Genomic DNA, 26,536 nt, shown 5'->3' with positions numbered 1-26,536 from the left:
AAGCACGGAGCGGGCGATCAGCTCGGCATCGATGGGGTCGGACTTGCCGCGGCCAGCACGCAACCCTTTCGGGGTGGGGTGAGGTTCGACGACATGGAAGCCGCCGTCACCGGCCATGCGGGCCAGCCCAGCTCCATACGAGCCGACGCCTTCGATCACGACCAGCGTCGCGGTCGTGGTGGTGGTGCGCCTGGTGATCCATGTCAGTGCCCGCGCCAACCCTTTGACGGTGGTGGGGAACGTGGCGACATCGGTCACCGCACCGGTGGTGGGTTCGATCGCCGCAAGCGTGTGCGTGCGGGCGTGGGTATCGATCCCGATGACATGGGCGTAAGTGTTTGCGACGATAGACATGGCAGTGATCTCCCTTTCTCAGTGACGTCGCTGTCTGGCCGGCGTCGGCCCGGGTGAGTCACTACGAGGCAGTCCTGCAATGAGCCACAACCTGCACGGGTTGGGCATGCTTCTATCAAGCCATCGTGGTGGGCGGGTCGACGCCGGTGTTCACCCCCAGGCAGACAAGCCACTTTGAAGACACGGTGACCACAGTCGCCGGTCCAGACCCAAACGAGTCATACCCAGGGGCAAACACCAGCGTCGCCCCGTCAGCCAGCCCCAGGCCAGCCACCACCCACACTTGCAGGGCCCGAATTCATCGCGAGGGGGAGGTGCGCCGCGCTCGTGGGGCACACGCGGGAGGGGCCTTCCCTATTTGTGCGGGATGCCCGCGATCATGCCGCCGTCGACCACGAACTCGGCGCCGCTCGTGAACCGGGACGCGTCGCTCGCGAGGAACACGATGGTGCCGGCGACGTCCTCGGGCTCACCTGCACGCCCCAGCGGGATGTCCAGATGTGCCGGGTCGATCCGGTCGGTCATCTGCGTGCGGACGAAGCCCGGATGGACCGAGTTGACCCGGATGCCGGCCGGCCCCAGCTCGACGGCGAGCGACTGCGACAGCCCGCGCACCCCGAACTTCGCGGCGGTGTAGGCGTGCAGCCCGGGGCTGCCGCGCATGCCCTCGACGGAGGAGATGTTGATGATGGACCCGCCGCCCTGCGCCTTCATGGTCGGCACCACCGCGCGGCACCCGTAGAAGACGCCGGTGAGGTTCACGGCGATCGCCGCGTTCCACTTCTCGGTGGTCAGGTGCTCGATGGGAGCAGCATTGGCGATGCCGGCGTTGTTGACCAGCACGTCGAGCGCGCCGAACGCGTCTACCGTGGCGGCCACGGCCGCCGTCCACTGGTCCTCGTCGGTGACGTCGAGCGGGACGAACGCCGCCCGGTCGCCCAGCTCCGCTGCGAGGGTGCGCCCCTCGGACTCGAGCAGGTCCGCGATGACGACCCGTGCATCGGCCCTGTGAAGTGCCCGCACGTAGGCGGCGCCGATGCCGCGGGCGCCGCCCGTGACGAGCGCGACGGCGCCGTCGAGGGACGTCACCGGCGCTGCCCGCTCATGACGCCACCTCGATGACGACGCGTCCCACGGTCGCGCCCCCGGCGAGCGCGGTCAGCGCGGCGGGAGCCTCCTCGAACGGCACAGCGTGATCGACCACGGGCGTGATCGCACCCTCGTCGGCGAGCCGGGTGAGGTCGGCGCGGGCCTCGTCCACGAGGTCGGGACGGATCCCCGGGTACATGCCCCAGTGCAGGCCCAGCACGGAGTAGTTCTTCACGAGCACGTGGCCTGCGGGAAGCGTCTGGATGTCGCCGCCGGCGAAGCCGACCACGACGATGCGCCCCTCGAAGGCGATGCACTTGGTCGACGCCGTGAACGCATCGCCGCCCACCGGGTCGAACACGACATCTGCGCCACGCCCGCCGGTCGCGTCCTTCACCGCCGCGGCGATGTCCTGCTCGCCGCGCACGACGACGACCTCGGCGCCCGCCTCGCGAGCGACCGCCGCCTTCGCCTCGGAGCCGACGACGCCGATCACATGGGCGCCAGCCGCGACGCCGAGCTGGACGGCCGCGAGCCCCACGCCGCCGGCGGCCGCGTGCACCAGCAGCCACTCGCCGGCCTGCAGCGATGCTCGCCGATGCAGGGCGAACCACGCGGTCTGGTACGCGACCGTCAGCCCCGAGGCCGCGGCATCGGAAAGGGAGGCGGGCGCGGCCCACACGTCGGACGCGGGCAGGATCGCCTGCTCGGCGAGGACGCCGATCTTCGAGCCGATGACCCGGTCGCCGACCTCGAGTCCGGCGACCCCGTCGCCGAGCGCGAGGACGTCGCCCACGAGCTCGATGCCCGGCGAGAACGGCAGCTCCGGCTTCACCTGGTAGAGCCCGCGGCACAGCAGCACGTCGGGGAAGTTGGCGGACACGGCGCGCGTGCGGATGAGGACCTCGCCGGGGCCCGGCTCCGGTGCGTCGAGGTCCCGCAGCTCAAGAGCGGCCTCGGGTTCGCCGAGCGAGGTCACCTGCCACGCGCGCATCGTGTCGGTCATGTCAGCTCCTGAGGCTCGAGAGGAACAGGTCGGTCAGCTGGGCCGCGACGAGCGCCCGGTCCTCGGGCCCCTGGGGCGAGTACCAGTGCGACAGGTAGTGCACGTCGCTGAAGAAGTGCGCGACCAGCATCGCCACCGGGATGTCGGTGCGGAACGAGCCCTCGGACTGGCCGCGGGTGATGAGGGCGGCGAACTCGTCGTGATAGGCGCGGCGCCGGCGGGTGACCTCCTGGCGGCGGGGCTCGGACAGCAGGTGCATGCTGCGGAAGAACACGGTGCCCTCGTCGAGGTGCTCGATGGAGGTCTCGAGCACGTCCTCGCAGACGGCGCGCAGCACCTCCTCGGTGTCGCCGCCGCGCGCGATGATCTCGTCGAGGCGCGCCTTCTGGAGGTTGAGGAGCCGCTCGTAGATCCCGAACAGCAGATCGTCCTTCGACTCGAAGTAGTGGTACATGGCGCCCTTGGTGACGCCGGCACGCTCGACGATCTGCTGGACGCTGGTGGTGGCGTAGCCCTGGGTGGCGAACAGCTCGACGGCGGCGCGGGTGACGTCGTCTGCGACGTGTGAATCCTTCATGAGCCCATCTTGGTGGTGTCGGAGGGTCAGAGGAACGGGCGGATGCCCGCTCCTCCGTCGATCGGAAGCGTGCATCCGGTGATCCACGCGGCGTCGGGAGACAGCAGGAAGGCGACGGGGCCGGCGACGTCGGGGCCCTCGCCGAGACGGGCGAGGGGGTACGCCGCGGCGGCCTCCGCCTCGTGCCCCTCATACAGCGCGCGAGCGAAGTCGGTCTTGATGACCGCGGGGGCCACCGCGTTGACGCGGATCGCGGGCGCGAGCTCGTGCGCGAGCTGCATCGTGAGGTTGATGACCGCCGCCTTGGAGATCCCGTAGAAGCCGATGCCCGGGCTGGCTCCCAGGCCGGCGACCGAGGCGACGTTGACGACGGCGCCGGCGAGACCCGCGGCGACGCAGTCCCGCGTCCACGCGATCGCGGCGAGCACGTTCACGTCGACGATCTTGTGGGCGGCCGCGACGTCGAGTTCGAGCAGCGGCCCATAGACGGGGTTGATGCCGGCGTTGTTGACGAGGTGGTCGAGGCGGCCGTGGCGCTCGCGGACGTGAGCGAGGACGGCTTCGCGGTGGTCGGCGTCGTCGGCACGGCCCGCGATGCCGGAGGCGGAGGGCCCGAGCGCCGCGACGGCAATGTCGAGAGACTCCTGCTTGCGGCCGGTGATGACCACCGAGCCGCCCTCGTCGACGATGCGCTGTGCGATCGCGAAGCCGATCCCACGGCTGCCGCCGGTGACCACCGTCACGGTACCGTCGAAGCGGTGCGCGGGCGTTGCCTGCTGCCGGTCCTCCGGACGAGCCTTCGCGTGCCCCATCGCGCCTCCTTGCGCGGCGCTCCGTGGCGCCAAACCGTCTGGTCGGTATGACCCTAGCACGGGGGAGACGACGAAGGGCGAACCCCCGTGACCGGGGATTCGCCCTGTTCGCGATGTCTTCCGACATCGATGAGCGGTGACGGTGGGATTTGAACCCACGGTACGGGGTTACCGTACACAGCATTTCGAGTGCTGCACCTTCGGCCGCTCGGACACGTCACCGCGAAAGAGGATACCTGTTCGTCACCCAGTGTCCTAATCGGCGCCTGGCGGCCCGTGCGGAGGGCCGATGCGCGGGTCAGGTCGCGCGGTGCGGCGGGGCGAACCGCCCCGCCGGGTCGGGGGCGGCGGGCTTGTGCAGCAGCGCCGTGGCGACGGCGATCGCGGCGCCGACGGCGGTGTCGATCAGCCGCTCTCCCGCGACCTCGAGGCTCCCGAAGTTGCCTTCGGCGGAGCTGACGATGATCAGCGCCAGCGGCGTGAGAGCGGCGGTCGCGAGCGCGTAGTGGCGCGCGATCGCGATCTCCGTCACGAACTGCAGCGTGCCGAGCAGCAGCGCGAGCACAAGCGGTGCCGGGGAGGCGGCGGCGATCGCCGCGTAGATGCCGACCCCCACGATCGTCCCGACGGTGCGGTGCAGCCCGCGGGACAGCGCCGGGCCTCGGCCCGGCACGACTCCGACGACCACCACGCCCGCGGCCACGGTCCAGTACGCGCGCTCGGGATCGACGTACAGCAGCGACAGCGCGGTGCCCGCGACCGCGACGATCGCGGTGCGGGCCAGCAGCTCCTTGGCGCCCCGGTCCCACGCAGGGCGCGCCAGCAGCACGCTGAGCGGGCGTGGCGTCACCTCCCAATGCACGCGGCGCACCAACGGCGCGATGCTGATGAGCACGGCGAGCGCACACCCGGCCGCCACGCAGGCGACGATCGTCACGGGGCTCTCACCCGCATCGGCTGCATGCCCGGCCATGCCGTAGACGAGGATGGGGAACAGCGGCCCGGGCGGGCCCAGGCGGTAGCCGTGGACGAGCGCGCCGATGCCGACGGTGACCACGACGAGCCCCACGGCGCCCGCGAGGGTGTGCGGACCGAGCAGCGCGCCCAGGACCGCGCTCGCGACCAGCACGAGCCCGGCCAGCGGACGCAGCCGCAGCCTCTCGAGCCGCGGCAGCGCGGAGAAGTACGGCACGGTGAACGCGCCGACGGACGCGAGCAGGCCCAGCTCGGTGCGCCCGGCGGCGATGCCGGCGAGAAGCGGCAGCGTCATGGTGATGCCGGCCTGCAGCGCGACCGGCCACCGCGGCTCCGACGCCGGCAGCACGGTGCCGAGGCTGACGACGGCCCGGCGAGCGCCGCTGCGCCACACGTCGCGGCGGCGGGGCTGCTCGGTCATGGGCTCAGCGACGCTCCTCGAAGAAGGCGGTGAGGAGCGCGGCGCACTCGGCCTCCCGCACGCCGGACACCACCTCGACCTTCGAGCCGATGCGCGCGTCGCGCACCACGTCCCACTGCGAACCGGTCGCGCCCGCCTTGGCGTCCCACGCGCCGATCACGAGGCGGGGGATGCGCGACTGCAGGATGGCGCCTGCGCACATGAGGCACGGCTCGAGGGTGACGACCAGGGTGCAGCCGTCGAGGCGCCACCCCTGCAGAGCCGATGCGGCCTCGCGGAGTGCGAGCACCTCGGCATGGGCGGTCGGGTCGTGGGTGGCCTCGCGGCGGTTGTAGCCGGTGCCGATGACGGCGCCGGCGGGGTCGAGCACCACGGCGCCGACGGGCACGTCCGCGGCGGCCGATGCGCGCGCGGCGAGGGCGAGCGCCTCGCCCATCGCGTCGTCCCAGGTGGTCACGCCGCCAGGCTACCGGCGAGGGTGCCCGGTAACGTGGGGGCCATGCAGCTGCACGTCGCGGACCACCCGCTCATCCGCCACAAGGTGACCGTCCTGCGGGACAAGGACACCCCCTCGCCCACCTTCCGCCTCCTCGTCGACGAGCTGGTCACCCTGCTCGCGTACGAGGCCACGCGCGAGGTGCGCGTCACCGAGTGCGAGGTCGAGACGCCGCTGACCACCGCGACGGGCACCAAGATCGCGGACCCGCCGCCGATCATCGTTCCGATCCTGCGCGCGGGCCTGGGCATGCTCGACGGCATGACGCGCCTCATCCCGAGCGCCGAGGTGGGCTTCCTGGGACTGAAGCGCGACGAGGAGACCCTCGAGGCGGTCACCTACGCGAACCGCCTGCCTGACGACCTCACCGGCCGTCAGGTGTTCCTCATCGACCCCATGCTCGCGACGGGCGGCTCGCTCGTCGCCGCGATCGAGTACGCGCTCGAGCGCGGCGCCACCGACGTCACGTGCGTGTGCCTGCTGGCCGCGCCCGAGGGCATCGCCCACGTGCAGGAGCAGGTGGGCGAGCGCGCCGATGTGTCCGTGGTCGTGGCGCAGGTCGACGAGAAGCTCAACGAGGTTGGCTACATCGTGCCCGGCCTGGGCGACGCGGGCGACCGCCTGTACGGCATCGTCGACCTGTAGGAGCTCCGCGGGTCTAACGCTGGGCGCGCTGCGCGCGCAGGTACGCCTCGACGCGCTCGCGTGCCTCGTCGTGCATGGTCGGAGCCATCGACTCGAGGAATCGGTAGATCGACTCCATCCGGTCGAGGCTGTCTGGCGACCGCAGCCACTGGTCGCGCAGACCCTCGGCGAGCGCGATGAGCCAGCGCGCGATGTCCGTCAGCTCGGTGTCGCCTTGCAGGCGCGCCTCGTCGAACACGTCCGCGAGCATGGTGGACATGATCGCGGTCATCTGAGCCTGGCGCTCGCGGAAGTGCTCGTGGGCAGGGTGGCTCGTCGCGATGGACTGGGTCGACATCATGGCGAAGAACTGCATCTCGCTCGGGTCGGCCTCGTTCCCACGCAGGACCTCGAGGTAGCCCAGCAGGGCATCGACGCCTGAGGCGGGCAGCTCCGCCGACCCGCCGCCGTCGCGGCGCTCGAGCACGGCGAGCAGCAGGTCGTTCTTGGAGGGGAAGTGGTGCAGGAGGCCCGCGCGGGTGAGGCCGGCGCGGGCGGCGATGTCGGTGAGGCCCACGGAGTCGAGACCGCCTTCCGCGAAGAGCTCGGCGGCGGCCGCGATGATGTCGTCCCGGCGCTGCTCGCCCTTGGGGCTGCGGCGCCTGCGGACGACGCGGGGCTCAGTCCCGTCAGCCACGGCCAGGCGTCCCGTCCGCCACGTGCACGATGAGCTCCTCCTGGGCAGGGCGCGACCGCACGGTGCGGTCCCTGCGGCCACCCTACTTTGACATCCCTGCGACTCTCCCCAATAATCTGACCGGTCTGTAGGTTTAAGCGTCTCGCCGAGCGAGTCGCGACGCCTCAGGCGAGCTGCTCAGAACGATGCGCCGCCACGGCGCGCACCACCGAGAGGTCCGACGACGATGTCCCCACAGCCCCCACCGCCGCACGCCCCCACGCCGGGCGAGCCTGCCGACGACCGAGCCGCCGAGGCGAGCGCCACCTCTCCGGAAGCCGCGGGCCCTCAGCCTGCCTCGGAGACCGTCGACGTCGCCGCGCCCAAGCGCCGCAGCCTCGGCCGCCGCATCCTCGTCGTCACTGGCCTGGTCCTCGCGCTGCCCATGGCCGTCGTGTTCGGCGGCCTGGGCTACGTGCTGTTCCAGGTGCTCACCAACCGCCCGGACGACTCGCCCGAGCACGAGGCCTCGAAGAACGAGTACCTGCGCGAGATCAGCGAGGCCGGCGTGGCGCCCGCCTCGGGCAAGGCGCCCAACGTGCTGCTGGTCTACTACGACGACCTCGGGTACGGCGACCTCGGCTTCTCCGGAGACGGTCCCATCGACACCCCGAACATCGACGCGCTGGCCGAGTCGGGCATCGTGCTGTCGAACTACCACGCGCCGTCCCCGGTGTGCACGCCGTCGCGCGCGGCGATGCTCACGGGCCGGCTCGCGCCGCGCGCGGACGTGCCCGACGTGCTGTTCCCCACCGGCGAGCCGATGGGCATCATGAACAAGGTGTCCGGAGTCTTCGGGCTGACCCAGGCGGAGATCACGATCCCCGACGTGCTCCAGGCCTCGGGCTACGAGACCCGGATGATCGGCAAGTGGCACGTGGGCGACACGGAGGGCTCGCTGCCGAACGACTTCGGCTTCGACAGCTTCCTCGGCTCGCTCTACTCCAACGACATCAACCCGTTCGAGATCTACCGCGACGACGAGGTTCTGCTCGCGGACCCCGTCGACCAGACGCAGCTCGACGAGCTCTACACGTCGGAGGCCGTCGACTTCATCGCGGACGCCTCCGCGACCGAGGACCCCTTCTTCCTGTACTTCGCGCACAACTTCCCGCACGACCCGCTGTACGTCTCGGCCGAGAACGAGGGACGGTCGGACGCGGGCCTCTACGGCGACGTGGTCGAGACGCTCGACGACGGCATCGGCCGCATCGTCGACGAGCTCGAGGCGACCGGCCAGCTCGACAACACGGTCATCATGGTCACGAGCGACAACGGACCCTGGTACCTCGGCGACCCCGGCGACCACCGCGGGCGCAAGGGCTCGGTGAGCGAGGGTGGCCAGCGCGTGCCGTTCCTCGTGCACTGGCCCGACGGGCTGGAGGGCGGGCGCGAGCTGTCGACCATGACGATGGGCACGGACATCCTGCCCACGCTCCTCGAGTGGCTCGACCTTCCCGCGCCGGACGACCGCCAGCTGGACGGTACGAGCATGGCGGCGCTGCTGGAGGGCACGAGCGACGTCGCCAGCGAGCACTACTACTTCTACGCGGGCGAGCAGCTGCTCGCGGTGAGCGACGGCCGCTACAAGTACTACGCCGAGCAGCCGTTCCTGCATGCGAACAGCGGGCTGCCCGTGTCGGTCGCGACGCGTCAGGGGCCGTGGCTGTTCGACCTCGAGGCTGACCAGAGCGAGGCGTACGACGTGATCGACAGCCACCCCGACATCGCCGCGGATCTCGCCGCCGAGCTCGACCGCCGCAACCAGGAGATGGCGGACAACCCGCGCGGCTGGAGCTGACCCAGGCGAGGCCTTCCAGGGGGAGGGCACGGCCTCCGCTTCGCATCTCCGTGGAGCGGGGGCCGTCGCTCGTCCAGAGGTCCGCGCGCTCGCCGCAGCGGCGAACCCGCGGGCTTGTGCCCGCCGCGAGCGGGCGCCTGATCCGGCCCGCGGCTCCCAGGGCCGCGACGACCGCGGACGCTACGCCGCGACGGTGCGGAAGCCGCAGTTGCCGGTCGACGAGTCGGGCGAGTTCGCCGAGCGCGCCGCGTTGCGATAGCGGTTGCAATACGAGTCGTGGCAGAGGTACGAGCCGCCGCGCATCACGCGGGCCTCGCCGTCGGCCGGGCCGGTGGGATTGATGCACGAGCCCGAGGCGGCATAGGTTCCCGGTGAGAAGCGGTCGGCGCACCACTCCCAGACGTTGCCGACGGTCTGCCACAGGCCGTACGCGTTGGGCTCGAAGGAGCGCACCGGCGCTGTCGTGAGCCAGCCGTCGTCGCCCGTGTTGCGGCGCGGAAACTCGCCCTGCCAGATGTTGCAGCGCCATGCGCCGTCGGGCCCGAGGAGGTCGTCACCCCACGGGTAGCGCGTCCCCTCGAGGCCGCCGCGCGAGGCGTGCTCCCACTCCGCCTCGGTCGGGAGTCGTCGCCCGGCCCACGCGCAGTAGGCCATCGCGTCGTTCCAGCTGACGTGGGTCACCGGGTGGTCGCCGATGCCGTCGACGGAGGACTTCGGCCCGTGGGGGTGGGCCCAGTCGGCGCCCCTGACGCCGAGCCACCACGGGGTGCCGGGCGGCTGGCTGACGATGTCGGACCGGTCTGCCTGGACCGCTTGATAGAAGACCGCGCTGTCGCCGAAGGCCTCGGCCTCGGTGCGGTAGCCCGTCGCCGCGACGAAGCGGGCGAACGCGTCGTTGGTCACCGAGGTCGCATCGATGCTGAAGGCGTCCACGGTCACGGAGCGCACCGGCCGCTCACCATCAGCGGGGTAGCCGTCGCCGTGCGCGTCGCCCATGCGGAACTCGCCCGCGGGGATGGCGCGCTGCTCGATGTCGTGCACAGGGTCGTGCACGGCCCGGTGGGCGCGGACGTCGCTGAGCGGCAGGCTCCGGGGTGGCGCCTCCGACTGACGCGCCGGCGCACAGCAGGCCTGTCCCGCGTGGTCGCCGTCGTGCTCGGGCATGCGCAGCGCTCCTCGTCCGTGGTGGGGTGTGCACCGCCACGGTACGCGGTCGCAGCACGCTCCGCGGCATCCGCAAGACTTGCAAGATCGCGCAAGTTCTTGCATAGTCTGACGCTATGTCCAAGCGTCTGGCAGAGGTCGCCCGCAAGGTAGGGGTCAGCGAGGCCACGGTCTCGCGCGTGCTCAACGGCAAGCCTGGGGTGTCCGACGCGACGCGCGAGGCTGTCCTCACCGCTCTCGACGTGCTGGGCTACGAGCGCCCGACCAAGCTGCGCGGAGAACGCGCCCGGCTGGTCGGTCTGGTGCTCCCGGAGCTGCAGAACCCGATCTTCCCTGCGCTCGCGGAGATCGTCGGCGGGGCGCTCACGCAGAACGGCTACACGCCCCTGCTGTGCACGCAGAACGCCGGTGGGATCTCCGAGTCCGACTATGTCGACCTGCTCCTCGCGCAGCAGGTCAGCGGCGTGATCTTCCTCGGCGGCAACTACACCGAGGCCACCGCGCCGCACGACCACTACGAGCGGCTGCGTCGCGTGAAGATGCCCACTGTCGTCGTGAGCGCGCCAGTGCCCGGCACGGGCTTCGCGGCCGTGTCCACCGACGACACGGCCGCCGCGGAGCAGGCCGTGATGCACCTGAGGCAGCTGGGCCACGAGCGCATCGGCTTCCTGCTCGGCCCCACCGCGCACCAGCCGTCGATGCGCAAGCTCGAGGGCGCTCGGGCGGTGCTCGAGCGCCACGGCGCTTCGCTCGACGCGGAGCTCGTGCACCACGGCCTGTACTCGATCGAGTCAGGGCAGGCGGGGGCGTCGCGCCTGATCGCGGCGGGCGCGACGGGCATCGTCTGCGCCTCGGACCCGCTGGCGCTCGGCGCGATCCGCGCCGCACGTCGGGCCGGCCTGAGCGTGCCTGCCGACGTCTCGATCGTGGGCTACGACGACTCCGCACTCATGAGCTTCACCGAGCCGCCGCTGACCACGGTCCGTCAGCCCATCGACGCGATGGGCCGGGCGGTCATCGACGTCCTCATGGGCCAGATCGCGGGCACGATGGAGCCCGGCGACGAGCTGCTGTTCGAGCCCGAGCTGGTGCTGCGCGGCTCGACGGGCCCCGCCGCGAAGTAGTCGCCGCCGCGATCTCGCTGGCGACCGCTGCGCGTCGCTCGTTCCCCGGACTCCGGCGCGCCCCAGGAGCGCACCGGCGCCACCAACGGGGCCGGATCTGACCCTCGTGCACTCCTCGCGCGCATCGGCGGCGCCCCGGAAGGCACTGAGTGCCGAGATCCGGCAGTTTTCGGCACTCAGTGCCTTCCAGGACGCTCGGGCCGCGAGGTGAACGTGCACACGACGGCCGCCGACAACACCGTTATCGAATCGCAATCTTGCTAGTGCTTGTCAAGATCTTGCGTTGACAGTGCCGCAAAGTTACAGTCGCTCCATCGACAGATTTCGACCGAGGAGCGACGTGGACAGCGAAGTCCTGGGCGTCAAGGCGCCAGCAACGACCGTGACGGGCGACCACGACTGGTGGCGCACCGCGGTGATCTACCAGGTCTACGTGCGGTCCTTCGCGGATGCCAGCGGCGACGGCACCGGCGACCTCGCCGGCGTCCGGGACCGGCTCCCGTACCTCGCGAGCCTCGGCGTCGACGCCCTGTGGTTCAACCCCTGGTACCCGAGCCCGCTCGCCGACGGCGGCTACGACGTCGCGGACTATCGCGACATCCACCCGATGTTCGGGCAGCTGGCCGATGCCGAGGCGCTCATCACCGAAGCGGCGGCGCTGGGCATCCGGACGATCATCGACATCGTCCCCAACCACATCAGCTCCGCGCACCCGTGGTTCCAGGAGGCGTTGGCGGCGGGCCCCGGAAGCCCCGAGCGCGAGCGCTTCTGGTTCCGTCCCGGCGGCGGCGTCGACGGCGAGCAGATGCCCACGGACTGGGTGTCGAGCTTCCAGGGCACCACCTGGACCCGCACGACGAACCCTGACGGCACCCCCGGCGAGTGGTACCTCCACCTCTTCACCCCCGAGCAGCCGGACCTCAACTGGAACCACCCGGACGTGCGCCGGGAGCACGAGGAGGTGCTGCGCTTCTGGTTCGACCGCGGCGTGGCAGGCGTGCGCATCGACTCGGCCGCGCTTCCCGTCAAGGACGAGACCTTCCCGCAGCTGCCCGCCGAGCCGGGACCGGGCGAGCACCCGCACGTGGACCGCGACGAGATCCACGACATCTACCGGGCGTGGCGTGCGATCGCGGACTCCTACACCGAGCCGCGGGTCCTCGTCGGCGAGGTCTGGCTCGAGGATGCGGCGCGGTTCGCCCGCTACCTCCGGCCCGACGAGATGCACACCGCCTTCAACTTCGACTTCATGACCCAGCCGTGGGACGCGGCCGCGATGCGGACCTCGATCGAGCGCACCCTCGCCGAGCACGCGCCCGTGGGCGCTCCCGCGACCTGGGTGCTGAGCAACCACGACATCACCCGACCGGTCACGCGCTACGGCCGCGAGGACTCCGGCTTCGCGTTCGACCGCAAGCGCTTCGGCACGCCCACCGACCTCGGGCTCGGGACGCGGCGGGCGCGGGCGGCCGCTCTGCTCACGGCCGCACTGCCGGGCTGCCTGTACATCTACCAGGGCGACGAACTGGGCCTTCCGGAGGCCGACATCCCCCGCGAGCTCATCGAGGACCCGATGCACTTCCGCTCTGGAGGGGTGGACCCCGGGCGCGACGGCTGCCGCGTGCCGCTGCCGTGGACCTCCGCCGGCCCGTCGCTGGGTTTCGGTCCCGACGGCGCCGCGGCCCCATGGCTGCCGCAGCCCACCTCGTGGGGGTCGCTGTCGGTCGCGGCGCAGGAGGGCGACCCCGCCTCCATGCTGAGCCTGTACCGCGCGGCGCTCGCGCACCGGCGCTCCGACGCTGACCTCCGCGGCGAGGCCCTCGAGTGGATCGACGCCGGCGCGGACGTGATCGCCTTCCGTCGCGGCGCGCGCCTCATCAGCATCACCAACCTCGGCACCGCGCCCGTCGCGCTGCCGCCGCACAGCGGCGTCCACCTCGCGAGCGCCCCGCTCGCGGGCGGCCTGCTGCCCCCAGATTCCACCGCGTGGCTCGCCGTCGAGCCGCCCAGTGGCGAGAGCGCCTGACGGCGCACCACCAGAAAAGAAGGAGAAGGACGATGAAGTCTCTCAATCGCAGGACCATGGTGGCGGGCGTCACGCTCGCCGCCGGGGCACTGCTGCTCACGGCGTGCACGAGTGACGCCGAGGGCGGCGACGACCCCACCACCGGCTCGTCCGATTCAGGCTCGACGGGCACCCTCGAGCTCCGCGTCGCGACGTTCCCCCCGGGCGCGGACGCCGCGGCCTACGAGGCGTTCGCCGCGCAGGAGGCGCAGTTCGAGGCGGAGAACCCCGACATCGACGTGATCGGCGTCGAGTACGAGTGGACCGGCCCGACGTTCGCGGTCCAGCTCGCGGGCGGCAGCCTGCCCGACGTCTTCACGGTGCCCTTCACCGACTCGAAGACCCTGCTGGAGAACGGCCAGCTCATGGACGTGACCGCCGAGGTCGAGGAGCTCGGCTACGCGGACTCGTTCAACCCGATCATCCTCGACGGCGTCCAGGACGACGACGGCAACATCTACGGCTTCCCGCGTCAGGCCTACGCCATGGGACTGCACTACAACCGCACCCTGTTCGAGGAGGCCGGGCTCGACCCGGACAACCCTCCCGCGACGTGGGAGGAGGTCCGCGAGGCCGCCGATGCGATCGCCGAGGCGACCGGCAAGGCGGGCTACGCGCAGATGGCCATCAACAACACCGGCGGCTGGCAGCTCACCGCGCAGACCGTCGCACGCGGCGGCCGCACCCAGACCGAGGACGGCGACGGCACGTACACGTCGACCATCAACAACCCGGGCACCAAGGCGACCCTCGAGTTCCTGCACGACGTGCGCTGGGAGGACGACGCGTTCGGCTTCAAGGTCGACCTCGACTGGGGCACCATCAACCAGGAGTTCGCCGCGGGCAACGTCGGCATGTTCACCTCGGGATCGGACGTGTACACGGCGCTGGTCCGCGACTTCGGCATGGACCCCGCGCAGTACGGCCTCACGGTCATGCCGCTCGAGGGTGACGACCCGGGCACGCTCGGTGGCGGCGACATCGCCGTCGTCAGCCCGACCGTCGACGACGCCACCAAGGCCGCTGCCGTGAAGTGGATCGACTGGTACTACATGCAGAAGCTCCTCAACGAGGACGCCGCCGTGTCGGACGCCCAGGTGCTTGCCGACTCGGGTCAGGCCGTCGGCACTCCCGTCCTCCCGGTCCTGAGCCGCGAGCTCTACGAGGAGTCGCTCGTGTGGATCGCTGACTACGTCAACGTCCCGGTGGACCAGATGGCGCCGTTCACCGACCGGATCTGGGACCAGACCCCGGTGGGCGAGCCCAAGGGCAAGACGCAGGAGATCTACGCCCTGCTCGACCCCATCGTCCAGGCGGTCCTCACGGACGAGAACGCCGACATCGATGCCCTCCTCACCCAGGCGGACGTCGACGCCCAGGCGCTGCTCGACCAGTAGCACCTCACCGGGCGCCGTCAGGCGTGGCCGGCGCGGGTCCTTCCCCCGCGCCGGCCACGCCGGCACCCCCGCTGCATCCCCGCACCCCTGACCAAGGACAGTGATGACGACCACCCCAGCACGCGCATCGGCCCCTCCGGATGCCGAGAGTCGCACGACCGGGCGCCGCAGGCGCAGCCCTCGCACCTGGGTGCGCGGCGGAGGCCTGACCACGCTCGCGTTCGCGCTGCCGATGATCCTGATCTTCACGATCTTCAGCTGGTGGCCGATCGTCCGCTCGGTGGTGATGAGCGTCCAGGAGACCAACCTCATCGACCCGCCGACGTTCGTCGGGCTCGACAACTTCATCGCGGTGCTGAACGACCCCCTGCTGGGCACGGCAGTCGTCAACACGCTGTACTTCGCGGCCCTCGCCCTGGTGCTGGGCTTCCCCATCCCGATCCTCATGGCGGTCCTGATGAGCGAGGTGCGCCGGGGCAAGGGCATCTACTCGGCGCTCGCGTACCTTCCGGTCGTGGTGCCGCCCGTGGTCGCGGTCCTGCTGTGGAAGGTCTTCTACGACGCGTCGCCCAATGGCGTCTTCAACACGGTGCTCGGCTGGTTCGGGATCGCGCCGCAGCCGTGGCTGCAGAGCCCCGACATGGCGATGCCGTCGCTCGTGATCGAGGCGACCTGGGCGGCGGCCGGCGGGTCGATCATCATCTACCTCGCGGCGCTCCTCGCGGTCCCGGCCGAGCTCTACGACGCGGCCGAGGTGGACGGCGCGAGCATCTGGCGCAAGGCGTGGCACGTCACCCTGCCGCAGCTGCGCGGCGTCATCTTCGTCATGCTCATCCTGCAGATCCTCGCGACCGCGCAGATCTTCCTCGAGCCGTTCCTGTTCACCGGCGGCGGGCCCAACAACGCGACGGTGACGGTGCTGCTGCTGATCTACCGGTACGCGTTCCAGAACTCGCTCGGCGGCAACTACGGCATGGCGACCGCGCTGTCCGTGATGCTCGCCGTCTTCCTCGCCCTGCTCAGCTGGGCCTACTTCCGCCTCACCAACCGCTGGAGCACGTCATGACCACGGAAGTCTCGACCCGCGCGAGCCAGCGCGCCGCGCTCGCGGCGACGGGCGCATCGGCCCCCTCGGGCAGCGCCGATGCGCGGGCGACCAAGCGCCGCCGTCGCCCCCTCGTCGAGGACAGTCGCGGCATCGTGTCGGACGCCGACCTGCGCCAGCGTCGCGTGCGGTGGTCGATGCGGGGCGTGCACGTCTTCCTGTCGGTGACGCTGGTGCTCGCGGGGCTGGGCCCGATCCTGTGGCTCGCGAAGGCGGCCGTGACGCCCACGCAGGACACGCTGCGCCAGCCGTTCGCGCTGTGGCCGAACGGCATCGACTGGGAGAACCTGTCGACCGCGTGGAACGACATCCACATCGACCAGTACTTCTTCAACACCATCGTCATCGCGGCGGGCGCGTGGGCGTTCCAGCTGTTGGTCGCCACCACGGGCGCGTACACCCTGTCGGTGCTGCGGCCGCGCTACGCGAAGGTGCTGGGGTCGCTGGTGCTCGCGACGCTGTTCATCCCGTCCGTCGTGCTGCTGGTGCCGCTGTACCTGACGATCGTGGACCCGCCGCTGCTCGGCCGCGACTTCTCGCTGCTCAACAACTACCTCGCGGTGTGGCTGCCCATGGCGGCGAACGCGTTCAACATCCTGCTGGTGAAGCGCTTCTTCGACAATCTTCCGCGCGAGGTGATCGAGGCCGCCAAGACCGACGGTGCGGGCCCGTTCCGGCTGTTCTGGTCGATCGTGCTGCCGATGTCCAAGCCCATCCTCGGCGTGGTGTCCGTGTTCGCGATCATCGCGGCGTGGAAGGACTTCCTCTGGCCGCTGCTGGTGCTGCCCGACCCGGCCGTCCAGCCACTGTCGGTGCGCCTGCCTGCGGTGCAGTCGCAGACCGAGCTGGACGTGTTCCTCGCGGCGCTCGCCATCGCGACCATCATCCCGATCGCGATGTTCCTCATCTTCCAGCGGGTGTTCCTGCGCTCGGCCGGCCTCGGAGGCGCCGTCAAGGGCTGAGTCCGGTCCGCACCCCTCTCTCGGGCTCGACCGTGGTCGGGCTTGGGGGAGGGGTTCGTCGTGTCCCGGGGTCCTTGCTGAGGGCCGATGCGCGGGCTGGGTCTCGCGGCGATGTCAGACCCCGGTGAGACGCTGGTGTGGTGTCCCTGAGAAGGCGGTCGACAAGTGTTCCCCAGGCCAGCGTGCCTGCTGTGGAGGACACGCCGTGTTGTCCACAGCGTTTACACAGAGTTGTCCACATGACCACAAGATGTGGGGTCAGTACCGCGAAACGACCCCCATATCTTGTTGCACACCGGTGTAATTCAGGTTACTGTCGGTACACGCTTCGCGTCCCCGACGTCGCCTCCACGAGGGGCGGACGCCCTGGTCCCAGCGGACATCAGCAGTACATCGACCATCAGCCCGGCAGGGCCATGTTTCATCGCACTTTTGCGAGGGGAGAATCGTGACGATCACGGAGAACACCGCACAGGACAGCGTCAACGGAGCCGCTGTCGCGGAGGCTGTCGCAGAGGCCAACCCGTCCCGCACGGGCATCCACGTCACCAAGCGTGACGGCACCCACGAGCCGTACAACGCGGACCGCATCAACAAGGCGATCGAGCGCGCGGCCGAGGGCCTGCCCGACCAGATCTCCATCACGACGCAGATCGCGACCGAGCTCGCGATCACCCTGTTCGACGGGATCACCACCGAGCAGCTGGACGAGGCGGCCATCGGCGTCGCGGTCCAGAACGTCAAGGAAGACCCCAACTTCGACACCGTCGCGGCTCGTCTGCTGCGCAAGGTGATCTACAAGCGCGTCCTCGGCGGCTACGAGTCCAACCTCGAGCTCGCGCTGCTGCACCAGGCGCGCTTCCCGGGCTACGTCCGCGACGCCGTCGAGGAGGGCCTGCTCGACAGCCGCCTCGAGTCGCTGTTCGACCTCGACGCTCTCGCCGCCGCCCTCGACCACGAGCGCGACGACCTGCTGAAGTACATCGGCACGGTCACGATGCGCAACCGCTACATGATCACGGACCGTCACGGCAAGGCGCTCGAGGTTCCCCAGTACTTCTGGATGCGCGTGTCGATGGGCCTGGCGCTCAACGAGGCCAACCCCACCGAGATGGCGATCCAGTTCTACGAGAAGATCTCGCGCCTCGACTACCTGCCCGCCGGCTCCACCCTCGTCAACGCGGGAACCTCGTACCCGCAGCTGTCCAACTGCTTCGTGATGCAGATGGAGGACGACATCGAGCACATCGCCAAGAGCGTGCGCGACGTCATGTGGCTCACCAAGGGCACCGGCGGCATCGGCCTGTCCGTGACCAAGCTGCGCTCCGAGGGCTCGCCCATCAAGTCGAACAACACGACCTCGACCGGCCCCATCCCGTTCATGCACACCATCGACTCGACGCTGCGCGCCGTGTCCCGCGGTGGCAAGAAGTTCGGCGCCCTGTGCTTCTACATGGAGAACTGGCACATGGACTTCGCGCAGTTCCTCGACCTGCGCCAGAACTCCGGTGACCCCTACCGCCGCACCCGCACCGCCAACACCGCGGTGTGGATCTCGGACGAGTTCATGAAGCGTGTCGAGAACGACCAGGACTGGTACCTGTTCGACCCGGCCGAGACCCCCGACCTCGTCGAGCTCACCGGCTCCGCCTTCTCCGCGCGCTACGCCGAGTACGTGGCGCTCGCCGAGACCGGGCGCATGCGCACCTTCAAGAAGATGCGCGCCCGCGAGCAGTACAAGTCGATCCTGGTGATGCTGCAGACCACGTCGCACCCCTGGCTGACGTGGAAGGACACGATCAACAACCGTGCCCTCAACACCAACACCGGCACCATCCACCTGTCGAACCTGTGCACCGAGATCTGCCTGCCGCAGGACCGCGAGAACATCTCGGTCTGCAACCTGGCCTCGGTGAACCTCTCGGAGCACCTCGTCGACGGCAAGATCGACTGGGAGCGCATGGAGAAGTCCACGCGTCTCGCGGTGCGCCAGCTCGACAACCTCATCGACATCACGCTGTCCTCGGTGCCCGAGTCGGAGCACTCCAACTCCGAGAACCGTGCCATCGGCCTCGGCGTCATGGGCTTCACCGACCTCACCGAGCGTCTGGGCCTCGCCTACGAGTCGGAGGAGGCGTACGACCTGATCGACGAGGTCATGGAGTTCGTCTCCTTCCACGCGATCGACGCGTCGGCCGACCTCGCCCGTGAGCGCGGCGCCTACACCAACTTCGAGGGCTCCGGCTGGTCGCAGGGCAAGGTGCCGTTCGACACCATCGCCGAGACCGAGGCCGACCGCGGCGTGCCCGTCGAGGTCAACCGCACCACCCGTCAGGACTGGGACACCCTGCGCGAGAAGGTCGCGGGCGGCATCCGCAACGCGACCCTGATGGCCGTGGCGCCCACCGCCTCGATCGGTCTCGTGGCCGGCACGACGCCCGGCTTCGACCCGCAGTTCTCGCAGATCTTCTCCCGTGCCACCTCGTCGGGCAAGTTCCTCGAGGTCAACCGCAACCTGGTCCGCGACCTCCAGGAGCTGGGCCTGTGGGAGGACCTCAAGGACCGCCTCCTCGAGGTGCAGGGCGACCTGTCGCAGATCGAGGACGTGCCGCAGCACCTGCAGGACGTGTACAAGACGTCGTTCCAGCTGTCGCCGTACGCGTTCATCGAGGTCGCCGCTCGCGCCCAGAAGTGGATCGACCAGGCCATCAGCCGCAACATCTACCTCGCCGACCGCGACGTGGAGAACATGATGGACCTGTACTCCGCGGCGTGGAAGCGCGGCGTGAAGACCACGTACTACCTCCACATGAAGCCGCGCCACACCGCGGAGCAGTCCACGGTGCGCGTCAACAAGACGGAGAAGCTCAACAAGGCGTCGTCCGGTGCGTCCGGCGGCTCGGCTGGAGGCCCCTCGCGCCGTGGCTTCGGCGCCCGCAAGGGCTTCGGTGCGGCCAAGGCGACCACCGCCACGGCGGCGGTCGAGACCGCCGAGGTCGTGGAGTCGGTCGCGGCAGTCGAGGCCGAGGCCGTCGTCGAGACCGCGTCGGCACCCGCCAAGAAGGGCTTCGGCGCCGCAGCGTCCAAGGCCGCCGCACCCGCCACCGAGGCTCCCGCCTCGGAGGCCCCGGCCACGACCGGCGCCATCGCGACGGCACCGGCGTCGGTCCTCAGCGGCGTGGCCGCCCAGGCGTTCGCCACCGCTCCCGAGGTCAAGCCGGACGTGCCGCCGGCCGCCCTGCCCGAGCCCACCGAGCAGCCCGCCGCGACGGGGTCCATCGAGACCGCCGCAGCGGTCGCGCCCCAGGGGTCGACGGTGCTAGATGTGGTGGAGAGCACGTTCTCGTCGCCCGACGGCGACACGGAGCTGGTCGACGGTGTCGCCTGCCCCGTGGACCCGATGGAGCGTCTCCAGTGCGAGTCCTGCCAGTAGCAGGCACACCAGGATAGGAATCAAGCAATCATGGCAATTCTCGGAACCGGCATCCAGGACGGTCTCCTGCTCAAGCCCATCACGTACCCGTGGGCGTACGACCTCTACAACCAGGCCGTGGCGAACACGTGGTTCCCCAACGAGATCCAGCTGGGTGAGGACCTCGCGGACTTCAAGAAGATGACGGACGAGGAGAAGCACGCCGTCACGTTCCTGATGTCGTACTTCAACCCCAACGAGCTGCTCGTGAACAAGGCGCTCGCGTTCGGCGTCTACCCCTACATCAACGCTCCCGAGTGCCACCTGTACCTCGCGAAGCAGATGTGGGAGGAGGCCAACCACTGCATGTCCTTCGAGTACGTCCTCGAGACGTTCCCGCTGGACCGCGACGAGGCGTACGAGTCGCACGTGACGGTGCCGTCGATGGCCGCCAAGGAGGCCTTCGAGGTCAAGTTCATCAAGCGGATGACCGAGGAGACCCTCGACATCTCGACCACCGAGGGCAAGAAGGACTTCGTCCGCAACCTCGTGGCCTACAACATCATCCTCGAGGGCATCTGGTTCTACTCGGGCTTCATGGTCGCGCTCAGCTTCCGCCAGCGCAACCTGCTGCGCAACTTCGGCTCGCTCATGGACTGGGTGATCCGCGACGAGTCGCTGCACCTGCAGTTCGGGATCAACCTCATCCTCACCGTCCTCGAGGAGAACGAGGACCTGCAGGACCCCGACTTCGCCGACGAGATCCGTCAGATGATCCTCGACGCCGTGGACATGGAGGAGGCGTACAACCGCGACCTGCTCCCCAAGGGCATCCTCGGGCTGAACGCCGACTACGTGAACCAGTACGTGCGCTACCTCGCGGACCGTCGTCTCGAGGAGCTCGGCTTCGACGCGCACTACAACGTGTCGAACCCGGCCAAGTGGATGGCGACCGCCAACGACACCCTGCAGCTCGTGAACTTCTTCGAGGCGACCAACACCTCGTACGAGGTCAACGCGCAGGCCACCAAGAAGTAGGGCGAGAGCCCACCCCCAGGGGCTCCGCGGCGATCTCGCCGCGGAGCCCCTGGTGCTGTGTCCAATCCGACCCGGATCGGGCTTTACTTACCAGATGGTCGGGAATACCATCGTTCTGTCGGCGTTGACAGGTTCCGCCGACGCACTCCCAGGTAGCGCGGCCGTTCCTGTTCCTGGCGCCGCCACCCCTACGTCCAGAGAGTGCACCCCTGTGTCTTCCGATCTTCACGCCCGTGCGTCCAGCACCACCGCGCCCGACGCGACCGTCGCACAGGCATACGGCCGTACCCTGAGCCGCCGCGACAAGCTGAAGTACATCCTCGTGCTCGGCGCCCTCGTCGCGCTCGGACCCTTCACGGTGGACCTCTACCTCCCGGCGTTCCCGGATGTCGCCGCCGACCTCAGCGTCAGCGACGCCGCGATCCAGCTCACGCTGACCGCGACCATGGTGGGCTTCGCCCTGGGTCAGCTCATCGTGGGCCCGCTCTCGGACGCCCTCGGACGCCGCAAGCCGCTGCTCATCGCCACCGCGGTGCACATCGGCGCGAGCATCGCCGTGGTGTTCGCGCCGACGGTTGAGCTCGTCATGGCGGGCCGAGTCCTCCAGGGCATCGGCGCCGCGGGCGCGGGCGTGGTCGCGATGGCGATGGTGCGCGACCTCTTCGGCGGCCAGCAGCTCATCCGGATGCTCGCTCGCATGGCGCTCGTGACGGGCCTCGCGCCCGTGGTCGCGCCCGTGATCGGGTCGCAGCTGCTGTCCGTGATGGAGTGGCGCGGGATCTTCGCGGTGCTCGCCGCCTACGGGCTCGTGATGATCGTGGTCGCCGCGTTCCTCATGGTGGAGACCATGCCTGCCTCGCGCCGCGGTCGCTTCGAGGTCTCGACGGTCGCACGCCGCTACCGCCACCTCTTCCGCGACACCGCGTTCGTCGGCATCGCCGTCGTCGGCGCCATGTCCTTCACCGCACTGTTCGCGTACCTGTCCGCCTCGTCCTTCATCCTGCAGGATCTGTTCGGCCTCAGCCCGCAGCAGTACGGCCTGGTCTTCGGCATCAACTCGGTCGGACTCGTCATCGGCAACCAGGTGTCCGCGCGCCTCATGCGCGTGCTGCCTCCGCGCGCCGTGACCACAGCGGGACTCAGCATCCAGGCCGGCGGTGCGCTCGCGCTGCTGACCTGCGGACTGCTCGACACGGGCGTGGTGCCGGTGCTCATCTCGCTGTTCTTCGTCGTGGCGCCGGTCGGCCTGATCATGCCCACCGTGCAAGTGACGGCGCTCGCCGGGCACGCCGGAGAGGCCGGCACCGCCGCGTCGCTCATCGGTGCGCTCAACATGGGCGTGGCCGGCCTGGCTACCCCGCTGATCGGCGCGGGCGGCATGTCCGTGACGTCGATGGCGGTAGTGATGATCGGCTCGCTCGCGATCGCCAACGCGTCGCTGTGGCTCGTCGTGCGCCGCCGGGCCTCGAACGAGGTCGTGGCCTAGCCTGGCGCCATGACGCGCATCGGCATCCTGGTCTTCGACGGCTTCGACCTCATCGACGCAGGGGGGCCATACGAGGTCTTCCTCACGGCGTCGCGACTCGCTGAGCGCGATGGCGAGGCGCCGTCCTTCACCGTGGAGCTCGTGAGCCCCGGGGGTGCGGACGTGGTGGCCTTTGGGGGGATGACGCTCACCGCGCTTGCCGATGCGCAGGCGGCCACCCCGTTCGACGTGGTCGTGGTGCCCGGCACGATCGACGTCGAGGCCGCGCTGGCGGATCCCGCGATCGAGAGCGCCGTGGCGCACCTCGTGGGCGGCGCCTCGCTCACCACGTCCGTGTGCACGGGCGCGTTCCTCCTCGCGCAGGGCGGTCTGCTCGATGGCCTTCCCGCGACCACCCACTGGGAGGACGTCGATGCCCTGCGTGCGTCAGGCGTCACGGGCGCCGTCAACGGCGTGCGATGGGCCGATGCGGGTGCGGTGATCACCAGCGGTGGCCTCACGTCGGGCATGCACATGGCTCTGCACGTGGTCGCTCGCGTCGCGGGGGAGGAGATGGCTCACCGCACTGCGCGCCAGCTCGACATGGACTGGAGCGCCGAGCCCGCGCGCTGACCGCGCTACTGCGTGTCGGAGATCGTCACCGCGATGGTTCCGATGAGGAAGTTGTCGCCTGAGGTCTTCGCCGTCAGGACGTGGCTGCCCTCCTGGCGCGAGCTCTTGGCGACGAACGGCTTCGCGTCGATGCCCATGGTGTTCGCGTAGAGCGACCCGAACGCGTGCGCGTCTCCCGCGTTCTCGGAGGCGCCGTTGCCGCGCTGGCGCTGCGGCGTGAACAGGTCGCCGTCGAGGTCGACGGTGTCGCCGGAGAGCGAGCGATCGGTCTCGTACGCGGTCCACGACAGGCCGACGTCGGAGCGCTTGAGCAGCTCGACGCGCTTGACCACCGGCGCGTCGGAGGAGACCCAGTGGGCGCCCTCGAACAGGACGACGCGCGAGCTCTCGTCGAGCTCGGGGTCCTCGTAGATGATCGTCAGCGTGAAGCCGCCGTAGTACGTGCGGTCGTTGTCCTTGCGAGACTCGCTGACGGCGATGTCGGCAAGCGAGTAGGCGCCCGAGCCCGCGGACTTCACCTGCTCCGTGATGTCCGTCCGCGACACGTAGTACTGACGGTTGTCCTTAGTCACGAGGTCGCTGACGTCTGCGACCACATCCTCGTAGGAGCCGCCCGGGATCTGCAGACGCGCCTCGCGCACCTTGCCCTCCCATACGTCGGCGCCGCCTTGGCCCGAGCGACCGAGCGCCCGGTTCGCGGACCACTCGAGCGATGCACGCTTGACGGTCGCGCCCTCGGGGATCTCGACCGTCGTCACACCCGACAGGCGCTCGCCCCCGGCGTCCTTGAGCGCCACCATGGTGTAGTCGTTGTTGTCCGACTTGTACTGGCCCGTGCCGGTGGTGAACAGCGACTGGCGCGCCTCCACGCAGCCCTTCTCGCTGATGTCGCAGCCGAGCACCGGTGCTCCGAACTGCACGACGCCGAGCCCGCCGCCCTCGGTCACGACCGGGTCGAGGTCGTCGTCGCCGGCGGCGATCGCGGTACGCACGGAGTAGAACGCCGAGACGTCGCCGGCGCTCACCGCGAAGGTGGTCGTGGCGTCCGCCGCGAGGTCGCCGTCGGGCAGCGCGACGGAGAGCTCGAGATCGGCGCCATGGCCGCCCACGAGGGCCTCGAGCGTGCACGATGCGACGTTCGACTCACCGCTGAGCGAGCAGGTCCAGTCGCCGGCGTCGAAGGTCGCGTCGGTCGATGCTGCGAGGAGCATGCCGAGCGACTGCGCCTCGGGGATCGCGAAGGCACCTGCGCCCGAGGACGGCGGTGCGAACGTCAATCCGTCCGGCAGCGTGATGGTCGCGCTCACGTCGGCGGCGTCGCCGTCGCCATCGTTCGAGATGCTCATGCCCACGAGCGGCGTCGAGCGGGAGATCTCGAGGACGTTCAGCGGGGCTGCGCCGATCGACAGCAGCACGGTGCCGCCGGGAGAACCGGAACCGCTGTCGTCGCCCTCGCCGTCGCCAGAGCCAGAGCCGTCGCCCGAGCCGGACCCATCGCCGTCACCGGATCCATCACCGGAGCCTGTGCCATCGCCGGAGCCCGACCCGTCGCCGCTTCCGTCACCGGAACCGTCACCCGAACCCGAACCGTCACCAGAGCCCGAGCCAGACCCATCGCCGGAACCCGTGCCATCGCCGGAGCCCGAACCGTCGCCCGATCCCGTCCCGTCGCCTGAGCCATTCCCCGAGCCAGAGCCGGAACCTGCGCCCGCGCCCGATCCGTCACCGGAGCCCGAGCCGGACCCGTTGCCCGCACCCGTCCCGGCGCCTGCACCAGTGCCCGAGTCCCCTCCGGAACCAGCACCGTCGCCGGAGCCGCCACCGGAGCCCGAGCCCGCACCAGAGGAGCCCGCGCCACTGGAACCGGAACCGGCGCCAGTGCTGCCCAGCCCGTAGATCACGGTGCGGGGACGAGCCTCGGCGGGCTCGTCGGACGGGTCGTCGGATGCATCGGCGACCGCGTCGTCCTCCTCGTCGACGCTCGCCGAGGGCGAGACGGACGGCACGGGGGAAGGGGTCGGCTCGGTGGCGTCGTCGTCTGCGTCGGACGCGTCGGGAGAAGGCGACGGGCTCACGACCACCGGGCCGGCGACGCCGTCGACGGGCTCGTCCGACTCGAACAGTCCCAGCGCGCTCGCGCCGTTGATGGCGAGGGCGACCACTCCGACGACTGCGGCGGCGGGCATGGCGACGTTGGCGAGAGCGCCGAGCGCCCCCGCGATGCCGGCGGCGCCTGCGCCGGCGGCGACACCGGCCGCGCCAGCGCCGAGCGCCGTCCCGCTCGTGCCTGCACCGCCCGCGCCTGCCCCCGCGCTGGACGCGGCGCCCTGCGGACCGAGCGCACCGCCGATGGGCAGGCCGCCCTCGAGGGCGCCGACGCCGAGCAGCCCCATGAACAGGGGCGCGATGATGCCGCGCATGCCGCGGTTGACGTCCTCGAGCTCGGCGACGAGCGCGGTGCAGCGTTCGCAGGTCCTGACGTGGTCGTCGACCTTGCCGTGCTCGCGCTTGGACAGCCCGCCGCGGACGTAGGCGCCCAGCTGGGCGTTGGCCTCGAGGCAGCCGATCTCCTCGGAGGTGTTGAGGTGCTGCTGCAGGTAGGCCTGGCGCAGGGCCTCGCGCGCGCGGTACGACAGGGCCGCGACGCCGTTGGCGGTGAGGCCAAGCAGAGGGGCGATCTCCTTCGCGGACTTCTTCTCGACCTCGGTGTACCAGAGGACGGCCTGCCACCGCTCGGGAAGCGACTTGAACGCATCGGCGACCATGCCGTGCTCGAACCCGTCGAGCGCGGGCTCGTCGGAGGCAGCCTCGTAGCCGATCGACGACTCGTAGGGCGACATGTCCTCGCGCGGCTTGGTGCGGATGCCCTTGTCGATGACGTCCATGCCGGTGCGGCGGACGATCGTGAAGAGGTACGCGCGGAAGGCGAGGTCGGGGCCGTCGCCGCGCTGCAGGGCGCGCAGGACGCGCGAGAACGACTCGGACACGACGTCGTCGACGTCGCTCGCGGAGTTCGTGTACTGGGCGGCGACCTTGCGGGCGGCGCCCACGTGGCGCTCGTAGAGCACGCCAAAGGCGGCCGCATCACCGGCACGCACGCCGGCGATGAGCTCAGGATCGCTGGACGTCTCCGTCCACAGCGCGATCGCCTCCGAGCTCATGGGCACACTCCTCCTCCCGCGCTCGCCACCAGGGTTCCTCCATCTTTCCTGGTGCGAGGCCCGGGCGAAAGAGAGCGACCTGGGGAATTGGTCACACTCCGAGTGTGCGCCTGCGCGGC

General features: G+C 70.3%; 21 protein-coding genes and 1 tRNA gene. 11 read left to right on the top strand and 11 right to left on the bottom strand.

Annotation, left to right across the window (positions count from 1 at the left end):
- The 8 genes from B7K25_RS08155 to tadA form a co-directional block, all read right to left on the bottom strand.
- Positions 1-354 (bottom strand): transposase (locus B7K25_RS08155; RefSeq protein ID WP_144018927.1); only part of this gene is annotated, 354 nt, incomplete at its 3' end.
- A 354-nt stretch (positions 355-708) separates the two neighbouring features.
- Complete coding sequence (locus B7K25_RS08150; protein ID WP_084105226.1) at positions 709-1,443, bottom strand: SDR family oxidoreductase; 735 nt, start codon at positions 1,441-1,443, stop codon at positions 709-711.
- A gap of 13 nt (positions 1,444-1,456) precedes the next feature.
- Positions 1,457-2,449, bottom strand: a complete 993-nt coding sequence (locus tag B7K25_RS08145) for an NADPH:quinone oxidoreductase family protein (RefSeq protein WP_234988126.1) — start codon at positions 2,447-2,449, stop codon at positions 1,457-1,459.
- 1 nt (position 2,450) lies between these two features.
- Positions 2,451-3,026, bottom strand: coding sequence for a TetR/AcrR family transcriptional regulator (locus B7K25_RS08140; RefSeq protein WP_084105224.1), 576 nt, complete (start codon positions 3,024-3,026; stop codon positions 2,451-2,453).
- Between the two features lie 26 nt (positions 3,027-3,052).
- Positions 3,053-3,838, bottom strand: coding sequence for an SDR family oxidoreductase (locus B7K25_RS08135; protein ID WP_084105222.1), 786 nt, complete (start codon positions 3,836-3,838; stop codon positions 3,053-3,055).
- 134 nt (positions 3,839-3,972) lie between these two features.
- A tRNA-Ser gene (locus B7K25_RS08130) sits at positions 3,973-4,060 on the bottom strand.
- Between the two features lie 76 nt (positions 4,061-4,136).
- Positions 4,137-5,234: an FUSC family protein gene (locus tag B7K25_RS08125; RefSeq protein WP_084105220.1), complete on the bottom strand. Its 1,098-nt coding sequence runs from the start codon at positions 5,232-5,234 to the stop codon at positions 4,137-4,139.
- A gap of 4 nt (positions 5,235-5,238) precedes the next feature.
- Positions 5,239-5,691, bottom strand: coding sequence for a tRNA adenosine(34) deaminase TadA (gene tadA / locus B7K25_RS08120; protein ID WP_371328295.1), 453 nt, complete (start codon positions 5,689-5,691; stop codon positions 5,239-5,241).
- Between the two features lie 42 nt (positions 5,692-5,733).
- Here tadA and upp point away from each other — a divergent pair, with 42 nt between their 5' ends.
- A complete protein-coding gene (upp, locus tag B7K25_RS08115) occupies positions 5,734-6,375 on the top strand; it encodes a uracil phosphoribosyltransferase (protein ID WP_084105218.1) in 642 nt (213 codons plus the stop codon).
- Between the two features lie 13 nt (positions 6,376-6,388).
- Here the strand turns inward: upp and B7K25_RS08110 are convergent, their stop codons facing one another.
- Entirely contained in the window at positions 6,389-7,051 is a 663-nt protein-coding gene (locus B7K25_RS08110) for a TetR/AcrR family transcriptional regulator (RefSeq protein ID WP_159450163.1), read from the bottom strand.
- 226 nt (positions 7,052-7,277) lie between these two features.
- Between B7K25_RS08110 and B7K25_RS08105 the strand changes: the two genes are divergently transcribed.
- Positions 7,278-8,891 (top strand): sulfatase-like hydrolase/transferase, encoded by a 1,614-nt coding sequence (locus B7K25_RS08105; RefSeq protein ID WP_084105214.1) that lies wholly within the window; start codon positions 7,278-7,280, stop codon positions 8,889-8,891.
- 180 nt (positions 8,892-9,071) lie between these two features.
- Here the strand turns inward: B7K25_RS08105 and B7K25_RS08100 are convergent, their stop codons facing one another.
- Positions 9,072-10,055: a formylglycine-generating enzyme family protein gene (locus tag B7K25_RS08100; RefSeq protein ID WP_200807886.1), complete on the bottom strand. Its 984-nt coding sequence runs from the start codon at positions 10,053-10,055 to the stop codon at positions 9,072-9,074.
- Positions 10,056-10,171: 116 nt separating this feature from the next.
- Between B7K25_RS08100 and B7K25_RS08095 the strand changes: the two genes are divergently transcribed.
- The 9 genes from B7K25_RS08095 to B7K25_RS08055 all read left to right on the top strand — a co-directional run bounded on the left by B7K25_RS08095 (position 10,172) and on the right by B7K25_RS08055 (position 23,256).
- Positions 10,172-11,179 carry a LacI family DNA-binding transcriptional regulator gene (locus B7K25_RS08095; RefSeq protein WP_084105212.1) on the top strand — a complete coding sequence of 336 codons (1,008 nt, stop codon included), beginning with the start codon at positions 10,172-10,174 and terminating at the stop codon, positions 11,177-11,179.
- A gap of 340 nt (positions 11,180-11,519) precedes the next feature.
- Complete coding sequence (locus B7K25_RS08090) at positions 11,520-13,205, top strand: glycoside hydrolase family 13 protein (RefSeq protein WP_084105210.1); 1,686 nt, start codon at positions 11,520-11,522, stop codon at positions 13,203-13,205.
- A gap of 32 nt (positions 13,206-13,237) precedes the next feature.
- Positions 13,238-14,641 (top strand): ABC transporter substrate-binding protein, encoded by a 1,404-nt coding sequence (locus tag B7K25_RS08085; RefSeq protein WP_084105208.1) that lies wholly within the window; start codon positions 13,238-13,240, stop codon positions 14,639-14,641.
- A gap of 103 nt (positions 14,642-14,744) precedes the next feature.
- On the top strand, positions 14,745-15,707 hold the full coding sequence (locus B7K25_RS08080; RefSeq protein WP_200807884.1) for a carbohydrate ABC transporter permease: 963 nt from the start codon (positions 14,745-14,747) through the stop codon (positions 15,705-15,707).
- The gene (locus tag B7K25_RS08075) at positions 15,704-16,708 is read left to right on the top strand and encodes a carbohydrate ABC transporter permease (RefSeq protein ID WP_084105205.1); all 1,005 of its coding nucleotides are present in this window, start codon (positions 15,704-15,706) and stop codon (positions 16,706-16,708) included. Before B7K25_RS08080 ends, B7K25_RS08075 begins: the two co-directional genes overlap by 4 nt.
- 538 nt (positions 16,709-17,246) lie before the next feature.
- On the top strand, positions 17,247-20,141 hold the full coding sequence (locus B7K25_RS08070; protein ID WP_084105289.1) for a ribonucleoside-diphosphate reductase subunit alpha: 2,895 nt from the start codon (positions 17,247-17,249) through the stop codon (positions 20,139-20,141).
- A 30-nt stretch (positions 20,142-20,171) separates the two neighbouring features.
- Positions 20,172-21,158 (top strand): ribonucleotide-diphosphate reductase subunit beta, encoded by a 987-nt coding sequence (locus tag B7K25_RS08065; protein ID WP_084105204.1) that lies wholly within the window; start codon positions 20,172-20,174, stop codon positions 21,156-21,158.
- Positions 21,159-21,369: 211 nt separating this feature from the next.
- The gene (locus B7K25_RS08060; protein WP_371328294.1) at positions 21,370-22,644 is read left to right on the top strand and encodes a multidrug effflux MFS transporter; all 1,275 of its coding nucleotides are present in this window, start codon (positions 21,370-21,372) and stop codon (positions 22,642-22,644) included.
- A 9-nt stretch (positions 22,645-22,653) separates the two neighbouring features.
- Positions 22,654-23,256 (top strand): DJ-1/PfpI family protein, encoded by a 603-nt coding sequence (locus B7K25_RS08055; RefSeq protein ID WP_084105202.1) that lies wholly within the window; start codon positions 22,654-22,656, stop codon positions 23,254-23,256.
- A 5-nt stretch (positions 23,257-23,261) separates the two neighbouring features.
- Here the strand turns inward: B7K25_RS08055 and B7K25_RS08050 are convergent, their stop codons facing one another.
- Complete coding sequence (locus B7K25_RS08050; RefSeq protein ID WP_159450162.1) at positions 23,262-26,417, bottom strand: sigma-70 family RNA polymerase sigma factor; 3,156 nt, start codon at positions 26,415-26,417, stop codon at positions 23,262-23,264.
- Between the last annotated feature and the right edge of the window lie 119 nt (positions 26,418-26,536).

The organism is Demequina sp. NBRC 110056, assembly GCF_002090155.1.
Lineage (GTDB): Bacteria > Actinomycetota > Actinomycetes > Actinomycetales > Demequinaceae > Demequina.
This window is presented reverse-complemented; position numbering and strand designations above follow the sequence as displayed.